Origin of the sequence: Bacteroides nordii (genome assembly GCF_019930665.1) — a bacterium.
GTDB lineage: Bacteria > Bacteroidota > Bacteroidia > Bacteroidales > Bacteroidaceae > Bacteroides > Bacteroides nordii.
Genome location: NZ_CP082886.1, coordinates 4127997 through 4145027, shown reverse-complemented (window position 1 = coordinate 4145027; position 17031 = coordinate 4127997). Strand labels below are relative to the sequence as shown.

16 protein-coding genes and 1 pseudogene are annotated in these 17031 nt (G+C 41.3%); 8 read left to right on the top strand and 9 right to left on the bottom strand.

Going from position 1 to position 17031, the window contains the following annotated elements; genetic code table 11:
• Nucleotides 1-157 precede the first annotated feature (157 nt).
• Nucleotides 158-1312: a PDDEXK nuclease domain-containing protein gene (locus K8P02_RS16360; RefSeq protein WP_025867454.1), complete on the bottom strand. Its 1155-nt coding sequence runs from the start codon at nucleotides 1310-1312 to the stop codon at nucleotides 158-160.
• A 25-nt stretch (nucleotides 1313-1337) separates the two neighbouring features.
• On the bottom strand, nucleotides 1338-2561 hold the full coding sequence (locus tag K8P02_RS16355; protein ID WP_008776926.1) for a site-specific integrase: 1224 nt from the start codon (nucleotides 2559-2561) through the stop codon (nucleotides 1338-1340).
• 332 nt (nucleotides 2562-2893) lie between these two features.
• Here K8P02_RS16355 and K8P02_RS16350 point away from each other — a divergent pair, with 332 nt between their 5' ends.
• Nucleotides 2894-3097 carry an ASCH domain-containing protein gene (locus K8P02_RS16350; RefSeq protein ID WP_025867453.1) on the top strand — a complete coding sequence of 68 codons (204 nt, stop codon included), beginning with the start codon at nucleotides 2894-2896 and terminating at the stop codon, nucleotides 3095-3097.
• Nucleotides 3098-3103: 6 nt separating this feature from the next.
• Here the strand turns inward: K8P02_RS16350 and K8P02_RS16345 are convergent, their stop codons facing one another.
• The 4 genes from K8P02_RS16345 to K8P02_RS16330 form a co-directional block, all read right to left on the bottom strand.
• On the bottom strand, nucleotides 3104-4654 hold the full coding sequence (locus tag K8P02_RS16345) for an alpha-galactosidase D (protein ID WP_223382437.1): 1551 nt from the start codon (nucleotides 4652-4654) through the stop codon (nucleotides 3104-3106).
• 509 nt (nucleotides 4655-5163) lie between these two features.
• On the bottom strand, nucleotides 5164-5643 hold the full coding sequence (locus K8P02_RS16340) for a DUF3836 domain-containing protein (RefSeq protein WP_025867452.1): 480 nt from the start codon (nucleotides 5641-5643) through the stop codon (nucleotides 5164-5166).
• Nucleotides 5644-5746: 103 nt separating this feature from the next.
• Entirely contained in the window at nucleotides 5747-6760 is a 1014-nt protein-coding gene (locus K8P02_RS16335; protein ID WP_195350156.1) for an energy transducer TonB, read from the bottom strand.
• A gap of 23 nt (nucleotides 6761-6783) precedes the next feature.
• Nucleotides 6784-7341, bottom strand: a complete 558-nt coding sequence (locus K8P02_RS16330) for an NUDIX hydrolase (protein ID WP_195350157.1) — start codon at nucleotides 7339-7341, stop codon at nucleotides 6784-6786.
• Nucleotides 7342-7559: 218 nt separating this feature from the next.
• On the opposite strand from K8P02_RS16330, the gene K8P02_RS16325 reads away from it, so the two are divergent.
• The 6 genes and pseudogenes from K8P02_RS16325 to K8P02_RS16300 all read left to right on the top strand — a co-directional run bounded on the left by K8P02_RS16325 (nucleotide 7560) and on the right by K8P02_RS16300 (nucleotide 11368).
• Entirely contained in the window at nucleotides 7560-8246 is a 687-nt protein-coding gene (locus K8P02_RS16325; RefSeq protein WP_025867451.1) for an energy transducer TonB, read from the top strand.
• Nucleotides 8247-8405: 159 nt separating this feature from the next.
• Nucleotides 8406-8777 carry an ISAon1 family transposase N-terminal region protein gene (locus K8P02_RS16320; protein ID WP_007483771.1) on the top strand — a complete coding sequence of 124 codons (372 nt, stop codon included), beginning with the start codon at nucleotides 8406-8408 and terminating at the stop codon, nucleotides 8775-8777.
• A 40-nt stretch (nucleotides 8778-8817) separates the two neighbouring features.
• A pseudogene (locus K8P02_RS16315) lies at nucleotides 8818-9662 on the top strand (ISAon1 family transposase); the annotation flags it as partial.
• A gap of 168 nt (nucleotides 9663-9830) precedes the next feature.
• Nucleotides 9831-10460, top strand: a complete 630-nt coding sequence (locus K8P02_RS16310; RefSeq protein ID WP_025867450.1) for a hypothetical protein — start codon at nucleotides 9831-9833, stop codon at nucleotides 10458-10460.
• Between the two features lie 50 nt (nucleotides 10461-10510).
• A complete protein-coding gene (locus K8P02_RS16305) occupies nucleotides 10511-11074 on the top strand; it encodes a cob(I)yrinic acid a,c-diamide adenosyltransferase (RefSeq protein ID WP_025867449.1) in 564 nt (187 codons plus the stop codon).
• A 72-nt stretch (nucleotides 11075-11146) separates the two neighbouring features.
• Nucleotides 11147-11368 (top strand): DUF2795 domain-containing protein, encoded by a 222-nt coding sequence (locus K8P02_RS16300; RefSeq protein ID WP_002558131.1) that lies wholly within the window; start codon nucleotides 11147-11149, stop codon nucleotides 11366-11368.
• A gap of 78 nt (nucleotides 11369-11446) precedes the next feature.
• Here the strand turns inward: K8P02_RS16300 and K8P02_RS16295 are convergent, their stop codons facing one another.
• The 3 genes from K8P02_RS16295 to K8P02_RS16285 all read right to left on the bottom strand — a co-directional run bounded on the left by K8P02_RS16295 (nucleotide 11447) and on the right by K8P02_RS16285 (nucleotide 15145).
• Complete coding sequence (locus K8P02_RS16295) at nucleotides 11447-12634, bottom strand: porin (protein WP_002558130.1); 1188 nt, start codon at nucleotides 12632-12634, stop codon at nucleotides 11447-11449.
• Nucleotides 12635-12736: 102 nt separating this feature from the next.
• The gene (ansB, locus tag K8P02_RS16290) at nucleotides 12737-13798 is read right to left on the bottom strand and encodes an L-asparaginase 2 (protein ID WP_025867448.1); all 1062 of its coding nucleotides are present in this window, start codon (nucleotides 13796-13798) and stop codon (nucleotides 12737-12739) included.
• Between the two features lie 36 nt (nucleotides 13799-13834).
• Nucleotides 13835-15145 (bottom strand): anaerobic C4-dicarboxylate transporter family protein, encoded by a 1311-nt coding sequence (locus K8P02_RS16285; protein WP_002558128.1) that lies wholly within the window; start codon nucleotides 15143-15145, stop codon nucleotides 13835-13837.
• A 165-nt stretch (nucleotides 15146-15310) separates the two neighbouring features.
• On the opposite strand from K8P02_RS16285, the gene K8P02_RS16280 reads away from it, so the two are divergent.
• Nucleotides 15311-16744: an aspartate ammonia-lyase gene (locus K8P02_RS16280; protein ID WP_025867447.1), complete on the top strand. Its 1434-nt coding sequence runs from the start codon at nucleotides 15311-15313 to the stop codon at nucleotides 16742-16744.
• The last annotated feature ends 287 nt before the right edge of the window (nucleotides 16745-17031 follow it).

The following is a 17031-nucleotide window of genomic DNA, read 5'->3' as shown; positions in this document are numbered from 1 at the left end:
TTCTGACTTTATCAAAACATCTTCTCTTTTTTTAATCCACTTTATTGTGAGTTTAGTTTGTGCTTTTGTATATATATCCAAAACGAACTAAACTTATTTCTATTGACTGAAAGTATATGCTGGCGAAAGAAGAAATAACCTTTTCTTTTCGCCAATTTTAAAGTTTGTAACTCTCATAGTTTGAGGAAGAAATGAACTCTTTTATTTCTTCTTCTGTTGGAAGTTCTATCCTATACTTCTGTACAAAGATATTTGGGTCTAATCCGGCAGTGGCATACTTTACTAATGTATCTCCCTTTTCAGTGCAAAGCAGAATACCGATAGGTGGATTATCATCCGGCTGCATCACTTCCGCTTTGAAATAGTTCAGATACATATTTAGTTGCGAAGCATACTCATGGTGGAACTTGTCTATCTTCAATTCTACAATAACATGACATTTCAAAATACGATGATAGAACACAAGGTCGGCAAAGAAATAATCTTCATCAATCAAGATGCGTTTTTGCCGGGCTTCAAAGCAGAAGCCATGTCCCATTTCCAATAGGAAGCGTTGCAAGTTGTCAAGAATGGATTGTTCCAAATCGTTTTCCGTCACTAATGCACGTTCATTCAACCCTAAGAACTCCAAAGTAACAGGGGTATTGATAACATCTTTAGGTTGTAATAAGGTTGCTTGTTGCTGGACTAAAGCGGAGAGGGCTTCTTTGTTTTTGGATAGTCCGCTACGTTCGTAATATAAAGATGCGATTTGTCGCTCTAACTCCTTTACAGACCAGCAGCCACGCATGGTTTCCATTTCATAGAAAGCACGTTTTACCGGGTTCTCAATTCCCGATATGGTATTTAAATGGGTGGAAGATAATCTGTTGAATAATCTATCAGCCGGAATCATCCACGTTTCGGTTTGTGGGTATTCTGTTGATAGTTTCCAAACGCCATTTTCAGATTCGGCGGTCACCAACCGCCGAATTGGTTCAGTGAATTCGGCGGTCAATGACTGCCGAATTTGAATTTGTGATGCAATGTATTGTGTAACAGGTTCTTTTAGTTGTGGATAAACGAGGTACAGCCGCCTAAATTCACGGAATCTACGTTCATTCAGACCTTTTGTTTTCAGTCGTTGTTCCAGTTTTTTCAACAATTGTTCACCGTAGGCGGCACGGTCTTCTCCGTTCTGCTCAAACTCCACGATATAGCACCCCATAAGCCAGTTACGGGAAGTAAGGGCAAGGTTTACAGCGTGTGCGGCTTGTGCCTGCAACGTGTTCTGTATCGTGCTGATATGTTTTACTAATGCTTCAAAGTTCATAGTTACAAAGATAAGTCTTTTATGGTTAAAACTTTAGTTCGGGCAAGCTGTTTATTGCTTCCTCTTTCAATTTATCCACCGCACGGGTGTATTTCTCCGTATGCTTCAATCCGCTATGCCCTAAAAGGCTGGCTACGGTTTTGATATTTGCCCCATTGTTCAGAATGTTCACGGCAAACGAATGTCGGGCACAATGCCAGCTTATATGTTTGTCTATTCCGGCTCTCTTTACCCAACGTTTTACTGATTTACAGCAGCTTTCGTAAGTAGGTAAATCGAATATCAAGCAGTTTTTATCTGCCGGGGCTTCACCAATGATAGACAATAGACCATCATTCAGGGGAATAACTACACCACTACTGGCAGAATGTCCCTTTGTCTTACTTTGCTCAAATTTCAATAACCGATTAGCGTAATCCACATTCTTATAGGTAAGGTCTTTTACATCACAGAAACGCAGACCGCAGTATAAGCAGAAGATAAAAGCACGTCTGACATTCGGGTTCTCGTTGTCATAATGGCAAGCCGCCAACTTTTGTATTTCTTCGGGAGAAAGAACATCTTTCCGAAGCATTTGGCTATCCACTTTGCAGGTAACACTTTTGCATGGGTCTTTCAACATTACATCGTGGTCAATCGCATATCGAATAACTTTCTTGAAACGCTGGTAAATGCTTTTAGCCCCTTCACCCACACTTCGGGATTGCAGGTAGGCTACAAACTGCTCCATCATTTCTTTGGTGATAAGTTCCGGTTTGATACTAAACTCATTCATGGGGTATTGCTCTTTTAAGAAGTCCTTAAAACGGCTAAGTGCAATTTGTACCATGCGAATATCTTTCTTGGTATAACTGTTGATATAGGCTTGGAAATAGTCTAAGAAATTGACCGTTCTATCTTTTTTTAACCGATAGCCCAACATACTTTCTTTAAACTCCTGTTCACGCTCCGCACGTATCTTTGTAGCAAGCTCCAACGTTTCTTTGTTCTGCTGACGTTCTGCAGGGGTACGGGGCTTATCTATCAGATACAGACTAAGGTTTTCTTTTCGCCTGTTGTGCTTTACTGCAAACTTGGGCTTACCTTGCATCTTTCCACTATCATAGTACACTTGATTGCCGTTTTTATCTAATACGGGCTTTTCCTCTCTACCTAAATAATACTCTAAGTAAAGGCTAATTCTACCATCCGAGAGCTTATTTTGTTCTAACTTGGGGTTTTCTTTCGTTTTATTTTCTAACTTTGCCATTGTTTAGAGGTTTTATCCCGATTTAGGTACCATAACCGGATGATTACGCTAAATAGTTGATTTTCTTTTGTTTTCCGATATTGCAAAGGTACAAAAGAAAATGATATTTCAAAGTGTACTAAAAGTGTACTGAATAACGGAAAATGGGCAAAATATGGCAAAAATAGAGAAAATAGGAAATATACAAGTGATTGATAATAAAGAAGATATGTTCTTTTATTTTCCTATGATTTCTATGGCTTGTACCGGGTCTGGGTACTGAAGCGGAGAAAGTTGAAAAACTCTCTCCGCTTTTTCTTTTCTATCCCTCGTAATATTTAGTGCTTTTAGAAGTGGAAATAAAACATAAGATACAATTTGGTGGTAATACAGATGAATTAGCGGGAAAGGTATTGTCAGGAGAAAAAATTGCTATTTCTTCTTTATATGCTTATTGCCGTATGAATTTGAAGGAAATAAGCAAAGTGGGGGACTATGCTATATTAGACTCATCTGGGGATGAAGTATGTGTTGTGAGGATACTATTTACGGTTTAATCCTGTTTAGATGTCTTTCTCTAACGTGAAACAATCTATATCCGGTGCCCAGCAGTAGGGGCTGCACATACGTATTACATTATTCCCGACTTTTAATTCTACAGGTAATGTGATGATTGCCATACCTTTTGAGTCATCGGTTTGTAGATCTTTTAGTATCGTTTTTTTGCCATTTACTTCGACTTCCAGTTTGCGGTCTGCACCCGGGACATAAGAAATATGTAATTTATACCGTCCCCCTTTTTCACTGTATACTTCGTTCCATTCGGCATAATTTTCTGCCTGTCCGCCCAGATAACGTACAATCATGCCTCCTGATGCATCTTTGAGTGGGGCATAGAGAATATTCCTGGGATGCATAGCCAAATCGTTATAGCATGGCAGATATGCCCATTCTGCTTCATAATGGGTAGGCTCCAGGCGTTGTTCGGCTTCCAGGCGAAGTATTTTTACGCTATGAGGGGGGAGTTCGTATACCAACTTATTGGTAACGGTGCCGACTGATTGGCGTTTTATTAAATCACGTACTTTTATTTTTCCTCCCAATTCGAGTTGTGTTGTTGGTATCGAAAAAGAGCAAATTGTGTCAGAAGGATTATAGAATGCCACTGCACGTACCTTGCCTCGTTTTTGTTCCATATCTTTCGTCAGTACATACCCTCCATTCTTATGTTGTACTACATAGGCTTGCAAGCCTAACGGATCTTGATTGAGTGCAATGAGTTCTCTGTTTTTCAATAATTCCAGAGAAGATTTTGGGATTGTTGTTAGGTCACAACCGATAAGTAACGGTGAACTCATGATACACCACATACCGAAGTGTACTTCCTCTTCTTCCGGTTTCAGCCCACGACCAATTTCCAGCATATCCATATCGTTATAATGTCCGCCTCCGGCATATGCAGATAAATACAGGTTTTTGCCGATAATATATTTGATGGATTCCCATTTGGGAGTGATATCTGCACTGATACGCCATGAGCGGGCAAGGTCTTTGGCCCATGTCCCGGGAAATGCCCAGCGACAGATGTTTAATGAAATATTCCGGTTACAAACCGCATCAATAGCCTGACGAATTTCGGTATAACGCTTCTGTTCTTCCAATGCCAATGACTGTCCTGCACCACAGTAGTCTATCTTGATAAAGTCGAAGCCCCATTCGTTGAAGAACAGGTCGGCATCCTGCTTTTCGTGTCCATACAATCCTACCCCAACACCATTGGGGTCTTTGTCCCAAATAGAACCACAGGTATTACTTCCGGCATCGGAATAAATGCCCGCTTTTAAACCTTTGGAATGAATATAGTCGGCTACACACTTTAAGCCATTGGGGAAACGTTCGGGATGAGTTTGTAACTTTCCGTTTTCATCACGCCAGCCAAAGAAACCATCATCTACATTTACATACAGATAGCCGGCTTCTTTCAAACCTTGGCTGACCATTGCATCGGCCTGTTTCTTGATCAACGCTTCGTTGATATGAATACGATAGGTGTTCCATGAACTCCAACCCATAACAGGTGGATCCAATTGGTTGATCTGGGCCATAGCCTCCATCGTTATGGTACTTAACAAGAAGAGTGATAAACTGCTGATGTGTAGGAATTTCATAGATACATTCATTTATTATTGCCAATGCTTACATTATCTGCAAAGTTACTATTTTTTTGTTTGGTCATTGTTGAACAGCTATTTTCTTTTTAATGTCATTTTTTAAGTTTCCTTTTTTTGCACCTTTACTTCTTTCTTTTCCGGATCAGTGATAACTCTGTTCGTCCGCTTCATATGTTGCATCCGCGCTCGTAGATTCATTAAACATGAGGTGAGAATGAGTGGAATGTGGAGGTAATGTATTGTGACAAATTGCAGTGAAATAACTGGTTTTGTAACAGGCTGATATATAGCGTGTTATTAACCATTGTTTTTCTCCGTAGAGAAACAGGTCGTTTCTCTACGGAGATCGCCTCGTTCCTCGTAGAAGAACGGGTCGCTTCTCTACGAGGAACGAGACGATCTGTAATTTTATATTTTTAAATCATGACAAATTGTCTTTTTCCCGGATCTTTTTATTTCATCGTTAGTAGTGCCTCTTCCCAATTGAGTGTAGCATGTTCTACTACCAGGTTCCATTCGTTCTGTCGCTCATTCCATGCATAACTCTGATAGTTTTCGGCCATTCCCATTGCATTTTCACGATATACAGCTTTTTCTTTAATATTTGAATAGGCGTTTGTTTTGGCATTCCAGGAGGCATATTCAACGGCTGTCTCGTCAGTACCGTACGTTATGGTCAGGCAGCGGTCTTTATCGTACTTTTGCGCTTGCTTATTCCATTTCAGCACTTCTTTTTGTATGAGGCGATTCTGCTCGTCATACGTATAGTTATACTTTAGATGAGGCTGCAGATACTTCTGGTTTTGTACTTCGTATACGGTTTGCGATTCTACTTTACCATTATTAATTTCACTGTTGTAGGCGAAATTTGATACAGAAGCTACTGATGTAGCCATTGCCATTACTGCTGAAAGAATAACTGTTGCGTTCATACTATTTATTTTTTTAAGTTTTTGTTCCTTTTGATGTTGCAAAGGTAGGGTACTCAAACTCATTAGTATGTTATCGCATTGTTATCGTTACGTTATCTTTTTGTTAATGGCGGGCAAGTGTGGGACGAAAAGGGATATAAAGTACATAGTTACATGCCACCGGACTACCTTCAGACATAGCCGGAACCGCTTTAGGCATACTCTTAACAATTCTCAACGCTTCGTTTGCGAACTCAGAATGGGAGTATTTCAATATGTGTGCATTAATAACCTCTCCCTCTCTGTTGATTGTGAATTGGCATAAGGCGTATCCTTTTGCTGCTTTAGCTAACAGGGTTGGAGGGTATATCAGATGTTTCGCTGTATAACTCTCGGGTGTATAATCAGGAAATTCAGGAACAGACTCCAACTCTCTGCCCGATTCTATGCTTTGCCACAGACCGGCAGGAAAGATTCCGGCGTATTTAGGTTGCTTATATTCATCGGGAAAGGCTTTACTTCTCTCCTGCAAATCTTTTAATAAGATCCTGGCATCGTTTATAATAAGACTTTCCGGAATGGCTTTCCCTGTCGACAGTGCATAGACTGATTCATAGATCTGTACCAGGCGCCCCATTAATGTGGCTCTGTCCGGCGACCATTTTTTTCCGGTCAGAACTTCTCCCTTACCATTGGTAGTACTAAAATAATAAGTCGTTCCATCCAGTCCTGTTGTTGAGCCGTCCATGTCCTGAATTTGAAGAGTAGCCATCTGCAGGAGTTCGCCTAATGCCTGATAGAGTGTTTTGCTTATTTCTGTAGATTTTGTATTTACTTTTATTGTACTTTTTTCAGCCTGCCAACTATTTTGAGACAATGTATTTGAAATCAGATAATATTTACCGTTTTTTGTTTCTGCTGATACTGTATATTCCGGCGAAAAGGAGGGGATCACTGCATAACAGGCGTAGGGCTTTTTGCTCAGTCCTGTACTCAGCAGTGAGAGTACATTGCTATAATATCCGCTTAATTCACTCTTATACTTAGAGTAGTCTTTGATCGGTTCCAGATAGTCGATTTGTCCCGTCATACGGAGTGAGAGTGACAGGAGCAAGAGTGTCGTGATTGTTTTTTTCATATCTGCTATTCGTTGAGGCGTTTTCAGGTAAGTCGTTGTTCTGCTATGTACTTCCAAAGCGGTGCAGCATGTAATGATTGAATTATTTCGTTGTCCAGTAACAGTTGTTTCACCTCTTCCAGTGTGAACAGATGTACTGTCAGATCTTCGGTATCTTCGAGATGCTGCGATGAAATGAGTTCCACGTCTGTGGCTAAAAAGCAATATGTGGTATTGGTATGTGTACTGGGATTCGGAGAAATTACCATATATTCCTGCCAGTTTCCATTGCCGTATCCTGTCTCTTCCAGCAGTTCACGTTGTGCCGAAATGAGTGGAGAGTCATCTTCTTTCTCACATACTCCTGCGCAGAGTTCATAACATGTTCGCGCAATTCCGGGTCTGTATTGTCGTACAAAAACAAAGCGTCCGTCGCGGGTGATCGCAATCATATTTACCCAATCCGGATATTCCAGAATATAATACTCCGGAATACGGTTACCTGTGGGTAGCAAGAACTCATCCTGGCGTACGGTAAGCCAGGGACGACGGAAGATATATTCACTGCTGAGGGTTTTCCAGGCTTTGTTTTTTGTCTCCATAAAATCAAAAGTTTATATTCTCTGAGGCAAAGATACTGTTTTTAGCTTAATTTTAAGAAAATAACGCACTTATTTCTTAAATAATCATTTGACAATGAACACCCTATCGGTAAAAATGCTATATTCACAACAAATAAAAAAGCGCGTTAAGTAATCTGAGCAAGAGATAGTATATACTATATATATTTTCTATTATTAATTACTTAAATTCATTTTTTATGGAAGTAAAGAAATCCAAAAGAGCAGCGATTGAGAGCCAACGCGGCACTTGGTTGCTTGTGGGTTTTGTTGTAGTGCTTGCTTTCATGTTCGTTACGTTCGAATGGACACAACATGACATCAAAGTTGCTACCGGCTCGCTCGCCGATGAACCCGTTTTCGTTGAGACACTTCTCCCTATTACGTATCCTGAAGAGAAGCTGGAACCGCCTCCACCACCCGCTATGAAAGTGGCAGAATTGCTCGAAATAGTTGATGATACCGATTTGGAAGCAGATGCAGTGATTATAGGCTCTGAGGATCTAAGGGACCCGGTTGTGATAAAATACAAACCGGTTGTGGTAGAACCAGAAAACGAGCCAGTCGAGAATGAAATTTTTGTTCTTGTTGAAAAGATGCCGGCGTTTCCGGGTGGAGACGGAGCATTGTTCCAATACCTGAACAAAAACATTAAGTATCCTGTGGTCCCTCAGGAACAAGGGATTCAGGGAAAAGTAATTATCCAGTTTGTTGTTGACAGAGATGGAACAATTACCGACCCTGTAGTAGTACGTAGTGTAGACCCTTATCTGGATAAGGAAGCGCTTCGTGTTATTAAAGCTATGCCGAAATGGACTCCCGGAATGCAGAGAAACCAAGCGGTCAGAGTGAAATACACAGTGCCTGTGACGTTCAGATTACAGTAAGGTCTTTTAAATGATTTAATAAATGAGTCGGCCCGGTTGCAAACGAGTCGGCTCATTTTTTTTGCTTAGAGTCTATTGGGGTTCAGGCTGGATGATAAACGAAAAAACGGCTCAGTCTGAAACCTTGGGGGATTGCGTTAAAATTCTTATTTTTGCATCATGAAAACATCCTCTTCCCAAACGATTGATCCTGTTGCTTCTTTAAGCTTGTTCTTGCCTTCAGGAATCCTTGATTACTTTACCCTAGTCAATCATGTTTCTCAGGATACTTGCTTTATTCTTTATTTAGAGGAGAAAGCCACTATTCCTTCTGAGTACTCAGATCTACATCTTCACTCAAAAGGTTTCCTCCCTGAGATTGAAGTTCAGGACTTCCCTATCCGTGGTAAAGCCGTTTATTTACGTATCAAGCGTCGTCGCTGGGAAGATCCATCCACAGGGCAGACATATAGTCGTGACTGGAGTTTGGTAGCCACCGGTACTCGCATAACCGCTGAGTTCGGTGCTTTTTTAAAAGAATTACTTAGATAATCACGCCGTTAGCTGCCAAAGTGTAGCAGAGCATTACTGTATGGATGGCAAACAGCTTCAAAGCCAATATAAAGATCACCTGAGTGACTTCCAGAATTGGGATCAGAGAGCACATGCCCAAGAGTATATCCTTTATCCAAAGAATATGGGTTATCGCCTATGTATTGACGAAACGGCTTTGAGCAAGGGAGATCTTTATACCATCTTAATAAATAGAGATAAGCGAGGTAGGAAAGGTTCTATTATAGCTGTAATTCAGGGCACTAAAGCCGATGATATCATTGCGGTACTTACAAAGATGCCACAGGAGCTGCGTAATCAAGTCAAAGAAATTACACTGGATATGGCAGGGAGCATGCAAAAGATTGCGAAAACGTGCTTTCCACGTGCCATGCAGGTGATTGATAGGTTTCATGTACAAAAACTTGTATACGAAGCGGTACAAGAGTTGCGTATTACATATAGATGGCAAGTGATAAAAGAGGAGAATAAAGCCATGAAAGCGGCAAAAGAGAAGGGGGAAGTACATAAAGCAGAAGAACTCGAAAACGGAGATACACTCAGGCAATTATTAGCCAGAAGCAGATATTTATTATTTAAATCACCTGATAAATGGACCAAGAGCCAGAAAATCAGGGCAGAATTACTTTTCAAGCAGTTTGAAGATATTAAGACTACTCATTGGAGTTGGGAAAGATCTTTTCCACAAACTATGACAAGGATGTAGCAAGAGCAAAGCTGGCACTATGGTATAATAAGATTGAAGAATATGGATACGATACATTCACAACAGTGGCAAACTCTATTGAGAACCATTATGAAAGGATTTTGAACTTCTTTGTGAACAGGAGTACAAATGCAGCAGCGGAAGCATTTAATGCTAAAATCAAAGCATTTAGGGCATCATTTAGAGGAGTAGTGGATATGAGCTTCTTCCTTTTTAGGCTAGCAAAGGTATATGCATGAGGGGACTTGACAAAACTTAATCCCCCAAGAATTACAACTGAGCCGAAAAAACTATATCTTTGCATGAAAATTCCAATATAGCAAACGATGAATCTTATACTGACTTTGAAACGTCCTTTTATCTGGCTTTCCCGCATTCGCCATCGTTGCGGATACGGAGTACATTCCCCCTTTGCTTTTGAGCTGATTACTTGCCTCATTTACGAGAAAACACCTTACTATGCTTATAAAGAACTGGAAGCGGAAGAGGAGAAACAGAAACGGAATCACGGTAAGGGTTGGAAAAGTGAATCCCGGAAAGTGAAGCGGCTGCTGTTCCGCTTGGTCAACAGAGTACAGCCCGATACTATTGTAGACGCAGGCGTACCTTCCTCCTCCTCGCTCTATCTGCAATCCGGAAAAGCAACGGTCGATTATACATTTGCTTCGGAGCTTTCCGAGTTATTTCTGGAGGCAGGTGTGCCGGTTGATCTCCTCTATATTCATAAGGCGAAGGATCCATCTTTTGTAGAAGAGGTATTTCGCATCTGTGCGGCCCGTTCTACGCAGCAAAGTGTTTTTGTTATCGGTGGCATACATTATTCCGGAGCGATGAAACAGCTTTGGAAACGCTTGAAAACCGATGATAAAGTAGGCATTACATTTGATCTTTATGACGTGGGAATTCTTTTCTTTGATAAAACAAAGATAAAACAGCACTATATAGTCAACTTCTGATTATCTTTGTGTGTTAACCATAGAAAAGAATCACTCATAAAATAAAGATTATGAAAAAGAGCCTTGTATATACAAAGACCGGTGATCTGGGTACTACCGGATTGATTGGTGGCACACGTGTCCCGAAGACTCATATCCGTCTGGAAGCTTATGGCACAATAGACGAATTGAATTCAAATATTGGATTGTTGATAACGTACTTGAATGATGAACGTGACAGGACGTTTCTGCAGAAAGTTCAAAATAAATTGTTTGCTGTCGGTTCTCATTTGGCTACCGATCAGGAAAAAGTTCAACTAAATAGAGTTAGTATCATCATTCCTGACGATGTGGAGCAGATTGAACATGAGATAGATGCTGCAGACGAAATTCTTCCCCCTCTACACTCCTTTGTGTTGCCAGGAGGTGCTACTGGTGCTGCTGTTGCTCATATTTGCCGTACGGTTTGCCGTCGTGCAGAGCGTCGGATACTTGCTTTATCCGAAACCTGTACAATTTCTTCTGATTTGTTGGCTTATGTAAACAGATTATCAGATTATTTCTTCGTTTTATCACGAAAAATCAATTTTAACGAAGGAAAAGAAGAAATATTTTGGAATAATAGTTGCAAGTGAAATATTTTGTTATACTTTTGCCGAAAAATGAGAATCTAAGATTAATATTCACAATTTAAATACTTATAGCTTATGTATTGGACATTGGAATTAGCATCAAAACTGGAAGATGCTCCTTGGCCGGCAACTAAGGATGAACTAATTGATTATGCCATGCGTTCGGGAGCTCCTCTTGAAGTGATAGAAAATCTGCAAGAAATGGAAGATGAGGGCGAAATCTATGAGAGTATAGAAGATATTTGGCCGGATTATCCAAGTAAGGAAGATTTCTTTTTTAATGAAGAGGAATATTGATTGAAAGCAGACTGATACAAATAAGAAATGCCCGATAGTGATAAGCTATCGGGCATTTTTCTTATTAATTATAATATATCAAAATACCGGCATCTGCCAGATAAATCCTACGGATACACGGTTGGTACTGTAATCTTCTTGTCCCAATACTTTGGCACGGGAAGTGAAATTATAGGTTCGTCCCACATAGGTGAGGAAGAAGTGCAGATTGGTTTTCATCGGATAATACTCTATACCGGTGAGGTAGCCCCAGGAAGTGCGATAATTACCTCTGGCTATTCCTTCCGTACTTTTGGTGACAGAGGCTGTTTCGTACATACCTTTTACAAACGCATTCCATTTGGGGCAGAATCGATAGTTCAGCTTGGTTACAACAGAAAGGTATCCGGCATCAAAAGCATTATGACCGTCCGGACGTCCTACTATACCGGTGATTGTTCCATTCCGGTCTATATCTTCGTGAGAATACATAAAGTCGAGGAACATATTGAACTTATCCAGGTTCAGTTCATTACCCAATGCATAATAATACATATTCTTACTTTTAGCTTCACTCAGGACGGAGGCCGACCAGCGGGTCTTGAATACATCATTGAAATTACCATTCCAGTTCAATGTGTACACCAGTGGTAATTTACCGGAGCGTAGATCAGGCCGTTGCCCCTCTTCATTTTCTGTGATACCATAGGTACTGTCGAATGAACCGTTGCGGCTGTTCAATATCTGCAGATTGAGTTGTTGGGTCGAAGTAAGATTATAACCGATGTTCAATCCGGTCATGAAGTTACTCATGTTTTCAATCATGTCACTGTACTCGTAGATGTCTATCGGATTCAAGTCGAATTCAATACCCCCATAAGCAGCACATTGCTTACCGGCAAAGAGATTAAACTGATCATTCAGCTTGATACCTATTCCAGCGTAGTCTATTGAGGTAGGTATATTGTCAATCATACCACCTCCTTCGTTGGAGCGGTTCAGTCGCTGGCGATAGCGATACGAAAGCCAGTCATTGATATTTCCCTTCATCTCGATACGGAGCTGGCGCATTTTGAAAGCACCTTCTTCAAATCCGTCCCGGAAGTTCGCGTCGAAGCTTCCCTGCATATTGAGATAGAGGTTGAACTTATCCGATTTCTTTTTGACATCCGTCAGTTCTTCGAATAGTGTTTTATCAACCATAAATTTCTTACTCTTCTCTGTCTTTTGGGCATATATCCCCTGGATACTACCCATGATGAGCAGTATAAACATTATTTTTTTCATAATCGGATCGGTGAGTTAGCGGTTAGTGATTAGTGATAAGTGATTGGTGCCATGCGGCGTAAAAGCGTAGCCGCTTATCACTAATCATTAATCACTCATTTTTTAGTATTCATTAAAGTATTTCTGAATCTGTTTCCAGTCGTTCGTTTTTGTCAATGCAAGCATTAACAACACACGTGCTTTCTGCGGATTCAGCTCCTGAGAAGCAACAAATTGATATTGGGCATCATCTACCTCTGCGTCCAGAGTAGTCGGGCCGGTAGGTACTCTGGAAGAGCGGACTACCAGAATTCCCTTTTTGCGGGCTTCTGTCAGTATCGGGAAGATATTCTTGTGGATATTTCCGTTGCCTACGCCGGCATGAATAATACCTTTGTATCCGTTGCTCAGTAAAGGAGCCACCATATCAGCTTCGATATTTGAATAGCTATAAACGATGCCTACTTTGGGGAGTGATTCCAGGTAAGTCACATCAAAAACGGACTGCATTGTATGTTTTTTCAGAGGTGACTGATTGTAGAATACCTTTCCATTGAAGATGTATCCCAACGCACCAGAGTTAGGAGCCTGAAAAGTCTGTACATCAATGGTGTTCATCTTTTGTACACTTTCTGCTCCGAGGATAAGGCCGTTCATTGCAACCAATACTCCCTTGCCACTTGATTCTTTGGCACCGGCAGTAACTACGGCATTGTATATATTCAACGGACCATCGGCACTCAATGCAGTGGAAGGACGCATGGCGCCTACCAGTACAACGGGTTTAAAGCTTTTCACCGTCAGGTTAAGGAAATAGGCCGTTTCCTCCATAGTGTCCGTTCCGTGGGTGATGACGATACCGTCTATATCCGGACGTCTCAGCAATTCGTTTATCTTTTTTGCAAGTGTTAACCACACCGCATCGTTCATATCCTGCGAACCGATTTTTACAATCTGTTCACCGGTTACATTAGCTATGTCGTTCAATCCGGGTACTGCATCCAGCAGCGTGCTGATCGCTACTTGCCCGGCAGTGTAGTTAGTTGAAGTGGCCGATGTACCTGTTCCGGCAATGGTTCCGCCCGTAGCAAGAATATGGATATTAGGTTTTCCCGCAGCAAAAGCCAGGGTGACGGAGAATAGTAACGAGACTACTATCAAACTCAGTTTTTTTAATTCTTTCATGACTAAATGGTTGTTTAGGTTAATAATATTTTCGGTTTAATAAAATTGTATGAATAAGAGTCCCAGTACGATTGCTACCACCGTAGATACAATGCCGGGCATCATAAAGGAATGATTCAACACATATTTACCTATTTTTGTTGTGCCCGTACGGTCAAAATTGATAGCTGCTACTACGGTAGGGTAATTCGGAATGAAGAAATATCCATTCACTGCCGGGAACATGGCTATCAGCATATAGGGTGAGATACCCAGTGCAATACCCAGTGGCATCAGTGCACGTACAGTGGCAGCCTGGCTGTAAAGCAGGATAGACATGACGAATAGTGCGATACCAAATAACCAGGGCATTTCGCGTACAACTCCTTCGATGGATTGGGTTAGTTCGCCCATATTCCCCTGGAGGAATGTATCACCCATCCATGCTATTCCGAAGATAGCGATTACTGCTTGCATTCCTGCCGGGAAAACAGAACCTTGTGTAGCTTTGAGGCCGTCAGTCTTAGTAAACAATAGAATAAGGGCGGCGGCTGATAGCATGACAATCTCTATGATGGAAGACATGCCTAATGTGACGATTTCTCCGTCGATAAGGAATGAAGGGCGCATTCCCTCAAATGAGCCGAAGAATACAATAAACACGGTAGCTAATATGAAAATGAGTACCGAAACCAGCGCATGGCGTTTGTTCTGCACATCTTTGATCTTCACTTTGTGCTCTTTTATCATTCCTTCTGCAACGCGCTTTTGATATTCCGGATCGTCTATCAGTTCTTTACCTACCCGCATGGAGAAAAAAGCGCCTACCAGTACACCTATGATTGTAGCCGGGATTGTTATTTTCAGAATATCAAACAGAGTGATATCAAATCCGGCCAATAGTCCCAACAGAGCAACTGTAGCAGCAGAAATAGGACTTGCCGTAATAGCCTGTTGCGATGCAATAACAGCTATACCGAGCGGCCTTTCCGGGCGTATCTTGGTTTCAGTGGCAACCTCTGCAATAACCGGCAGGACCGAATAGGCTACGTGTCCTGTTCCTGCAACGAAAGTGAACAGATACGTCACAATCGGGCTGAGGATCGTGACATGTGAAGGGTTTTTGCGTAGCAGCTTTTCGGCTAATTTTACCATGTAGTCGAGCCCTCCGGCCGCTTGCATACAGGAGGCTGCCGAAATAACAGCGGCAATCATCAACATCACATCAATAGGAGGCGCAGTCGGTTGCAGACCGAATACGAAGGTAAGTATCGCTAATCCGACACCTCCCATTACTCCCAATCCGATGCCGCCTAAGCGAGCTCCGATAATAATAGCTGTTAGTACAAATGCCAATTGTAAAATCATATCTTTCTTTTTTTAAGGTCGGGTAAAGATAACAGAAATCTGCTAATATGATAAAACAACAAAAAATAAGTTGAATGGTTTTCGCATATTTATTAAAACAATAAGAGCCGGGTTTGGTTATTATAACAGAAACTCATAAAACGTCATTGTTAAAAAAGAGATATTATGGAACAGAATTTATCAAAAGAAACCCGTACTGAAAGTGATTTGATAGGAAGTCGTGAAGTACCGGAGAGTGCTTTGTATGGTGTACAGACATTAAGAGGCATTGAGAATTTTCAGATCAGCAAATTTCATCTCAATGAATATCCTTTGTTCATAAATGCGCTTGCTATAACTAAAATGGGAGCAGCGGTTGCCAACTATGAACTTCATCTACTGACCAAAGAACAAACAGATGTTATTCTGAAAGCCTGTAAAGAAATTCTTGAAGGTAAGCATCACGAGCAGTTTCCGGTAGATATGATTCAGGGAGGTGCCGGTACTACTACCAATATGAATGCCAATGAGGTGATTGCCAACCGTGCTCTTGAGTTGATGGGACATAAGCGGGGAGAGTATCAGTATTGCTCGCCCAATGATCATGTCAACCGTTCGCAATCTACCAATGATGCTTATCCTACAGCTATCCATATTGGTCTGTATTATACTCATCTCAAACTAATGAAACATTTTAATGAACTTATTGAAGCTTTCCAGAAGAAAGCCGGAGAGTTTGCACATATCATTAAAATGGGACGTACTCAGCTGGAAGATGCCGTACCGATGACTTTAGGGCAGACTTTCAATGGTTTTGCAAGTATTCTTCGGGATGAAATTAAAAATCTGGATTTTGCAGCTCAGGACTTTCTGACGGTAAATATGGGAGCTACTGCTATCGGAACCGGCATAACGGCTGAGCCCGGGTATGCGGAAAAATGCATTGAAGCCCTGCGGAAAATAACCGGATTGAATATAAAACTGGCCGATGATCTGGTAGGGGCTACTTCGGATACTTCCTCTATGGTAGGGTATTCGTCAGCAATGCGGCGTGTGGCCGTCAAAATGAATAAGATTTGTAATGACCTGCGTTTATTGGCTTCCGGTCCGCGTTGCGGATTGGGTGAGATTAACCTTCCCGCCATGCAACCCGGTTCGTCTATTATGCCGGGTAAGGTAAATCCGGTGATTCCTGAAGTAATGAATCAGGTAGCTTATAAAGTGATAGGTAATGATCTTTGTGTAGCCATGAGTGGTGAAGCTGCACAAATGGAGCTGAATGCTATGGAGCCTGTCATGGCACAGTGTTGCTTTGAATCAGCCGATCTGTTGATGAATGGATTTGATACTTTGCGTACTTTGTGCATTGATGGTATCACGGCCAACGAAGAAACCTGCCGTCGTCATGTGCACGACAGTATCGGTGTGGTTACTGCACTCAATCCGGTGATTGGTTACAAGAACTCTACGAAGATTGCCAAAGAGGCTCTTGAAACCGGAAAGGGTGTCTATGAACTGGTGTTGGAGCATGATATTCTCTCTAAGAAAGATCTCGATACTATTTTGAAACCGGAGAATATGATTAAACCGGTGAAGCTGGATATAAAGCCGAATAAATAAGGCTTTATGGATGAGGTTGAATAGCAGATAAAGACAATACGTTATTCCATGTGTATTCCATAGGCTTCTTTGCAAGCATATCATAGCTTTCCGGGATGCGGGATAACTGAGTTTAGCAAACACAACATGGGGATGTTCTTATAAAGAACATCCCCATGTTATTGTATAAAACATCCGGGTGTTCTTGATGTGAACATCCGGATGTTTTTATAATAGAGTAGTACTGTTTGCTGATGTAAGAAGTTGATATGTCACATGCTATATATATGTATGTTTAGGTGTAAAGA

Excerpts from the sequence above, each read along its gene's own strand:
- K8P02_RS16340 (WP_025867452.1), bottom strand. The coding sequence starts at position 5,643 with ATGAACGCAACAGTTATTCTTTCAGCAGTAATGGCAATGGCTACATCA.
- ansB (WP_025867448.1), bottom strand. The coding sequence starts at position 13,798 with ATGAAAGAATTAAAAAAACTGAGTTTGATAGTAGTCTCGTTACTATTC.
- K8P02_RS16320 (WP_007483771.1), top strand. The coding sequence starts at position 8,406 with ATGAAAACATCCTCTTCCCAAACGATTGATCCTGTTGCTTCTTTAAGC.
- K8P02_RS16345 (WP_223382437.1), bottom strand. The coding sequence starts at position 4,654 with ATGGAGGCTATGGCCCAGATCAACCAATTGGATCCACCTGTTATGGGT.
- K8P02_RS16355 (WP_008776926.1), bottom strand. The coding sequence starts at position 2,561 with ATGGCAAAGTTAGAAAATAAAACGAAAGAAAACCCCAAGTTAGAACAA.
- K8P02_RS16310 (WP_025867450.1), top strand. The coding sequence starts at position 9,831 with ATGAATCTTATACTGACTTTGAAACGTCCTTTTATCTGGCTTTCCCGC.
- K8P02_RS16330 (WP_195350157.1), bottom strand. The coding sequence starts at position 7,341 with ATGGAGACAAAAAACAAAGCCTGGAAAACCCTCAGCAGTGAATATATC.
- K8P02_RS16280 (WP_025867447.1), top strand. The coding sequence starts at position 15,311 with ATGGAACAGAATTTATCAAAAGAAACCCGTACTGAAAGTGATTTGATA.
- K8P02_RS16300 (WP_002558131.1), top strand. The coding sequence starts at position 11,147 with ATGTATTGGACATTGGAATTAGCATCAAAACTGGAAGATGCTCCTTGG.
- K8P02_RS16325 (WP_025867451.1), top strand. The coding sequence starts at position 7,560 with ATGGAAGTAAAGAAATCCAAAAGAGCAGCGATTGAGAGCCAACGCGGC.
- K8P02_RS16360 (WP_025867454.1), bottom strand. The coding sequence starts at position 1,312 with ATGAACTTTGAAGCATTAGTAAAACATATCAGCACGATACAGAACACG.
- K8P02_RS16295 (WP_002558130.1), bottom strand. The coding sequence starts at position 12,634 with ATGAAAAAAATAATGTTTATACTGCTCATCATGGGTAGTATCCAGGGG.
- K8P02_RS16335 (WP_195350156.1), bottom strand. The coding sequence starts at position 6,760 with ATGAAAAAAACAATCACGACACTCTTGCTCCTGTCACTCTCACTCCGT.
- K8P02_RS16285 (WP_002558128.1), bottom strand. The coding sequence starts at position 15,145 with ATGATTTTACAATTGGCATTTGTACTAACAGCTATTATTATCGGAGCT.
- K8P02_RS16305 (WP_025867449.1), top strand. The coding sequence starts at position 10,511 with ATGAAAAAGAGCCTTGTATATACAAAGACCGGTGATCTGGGTACTACC.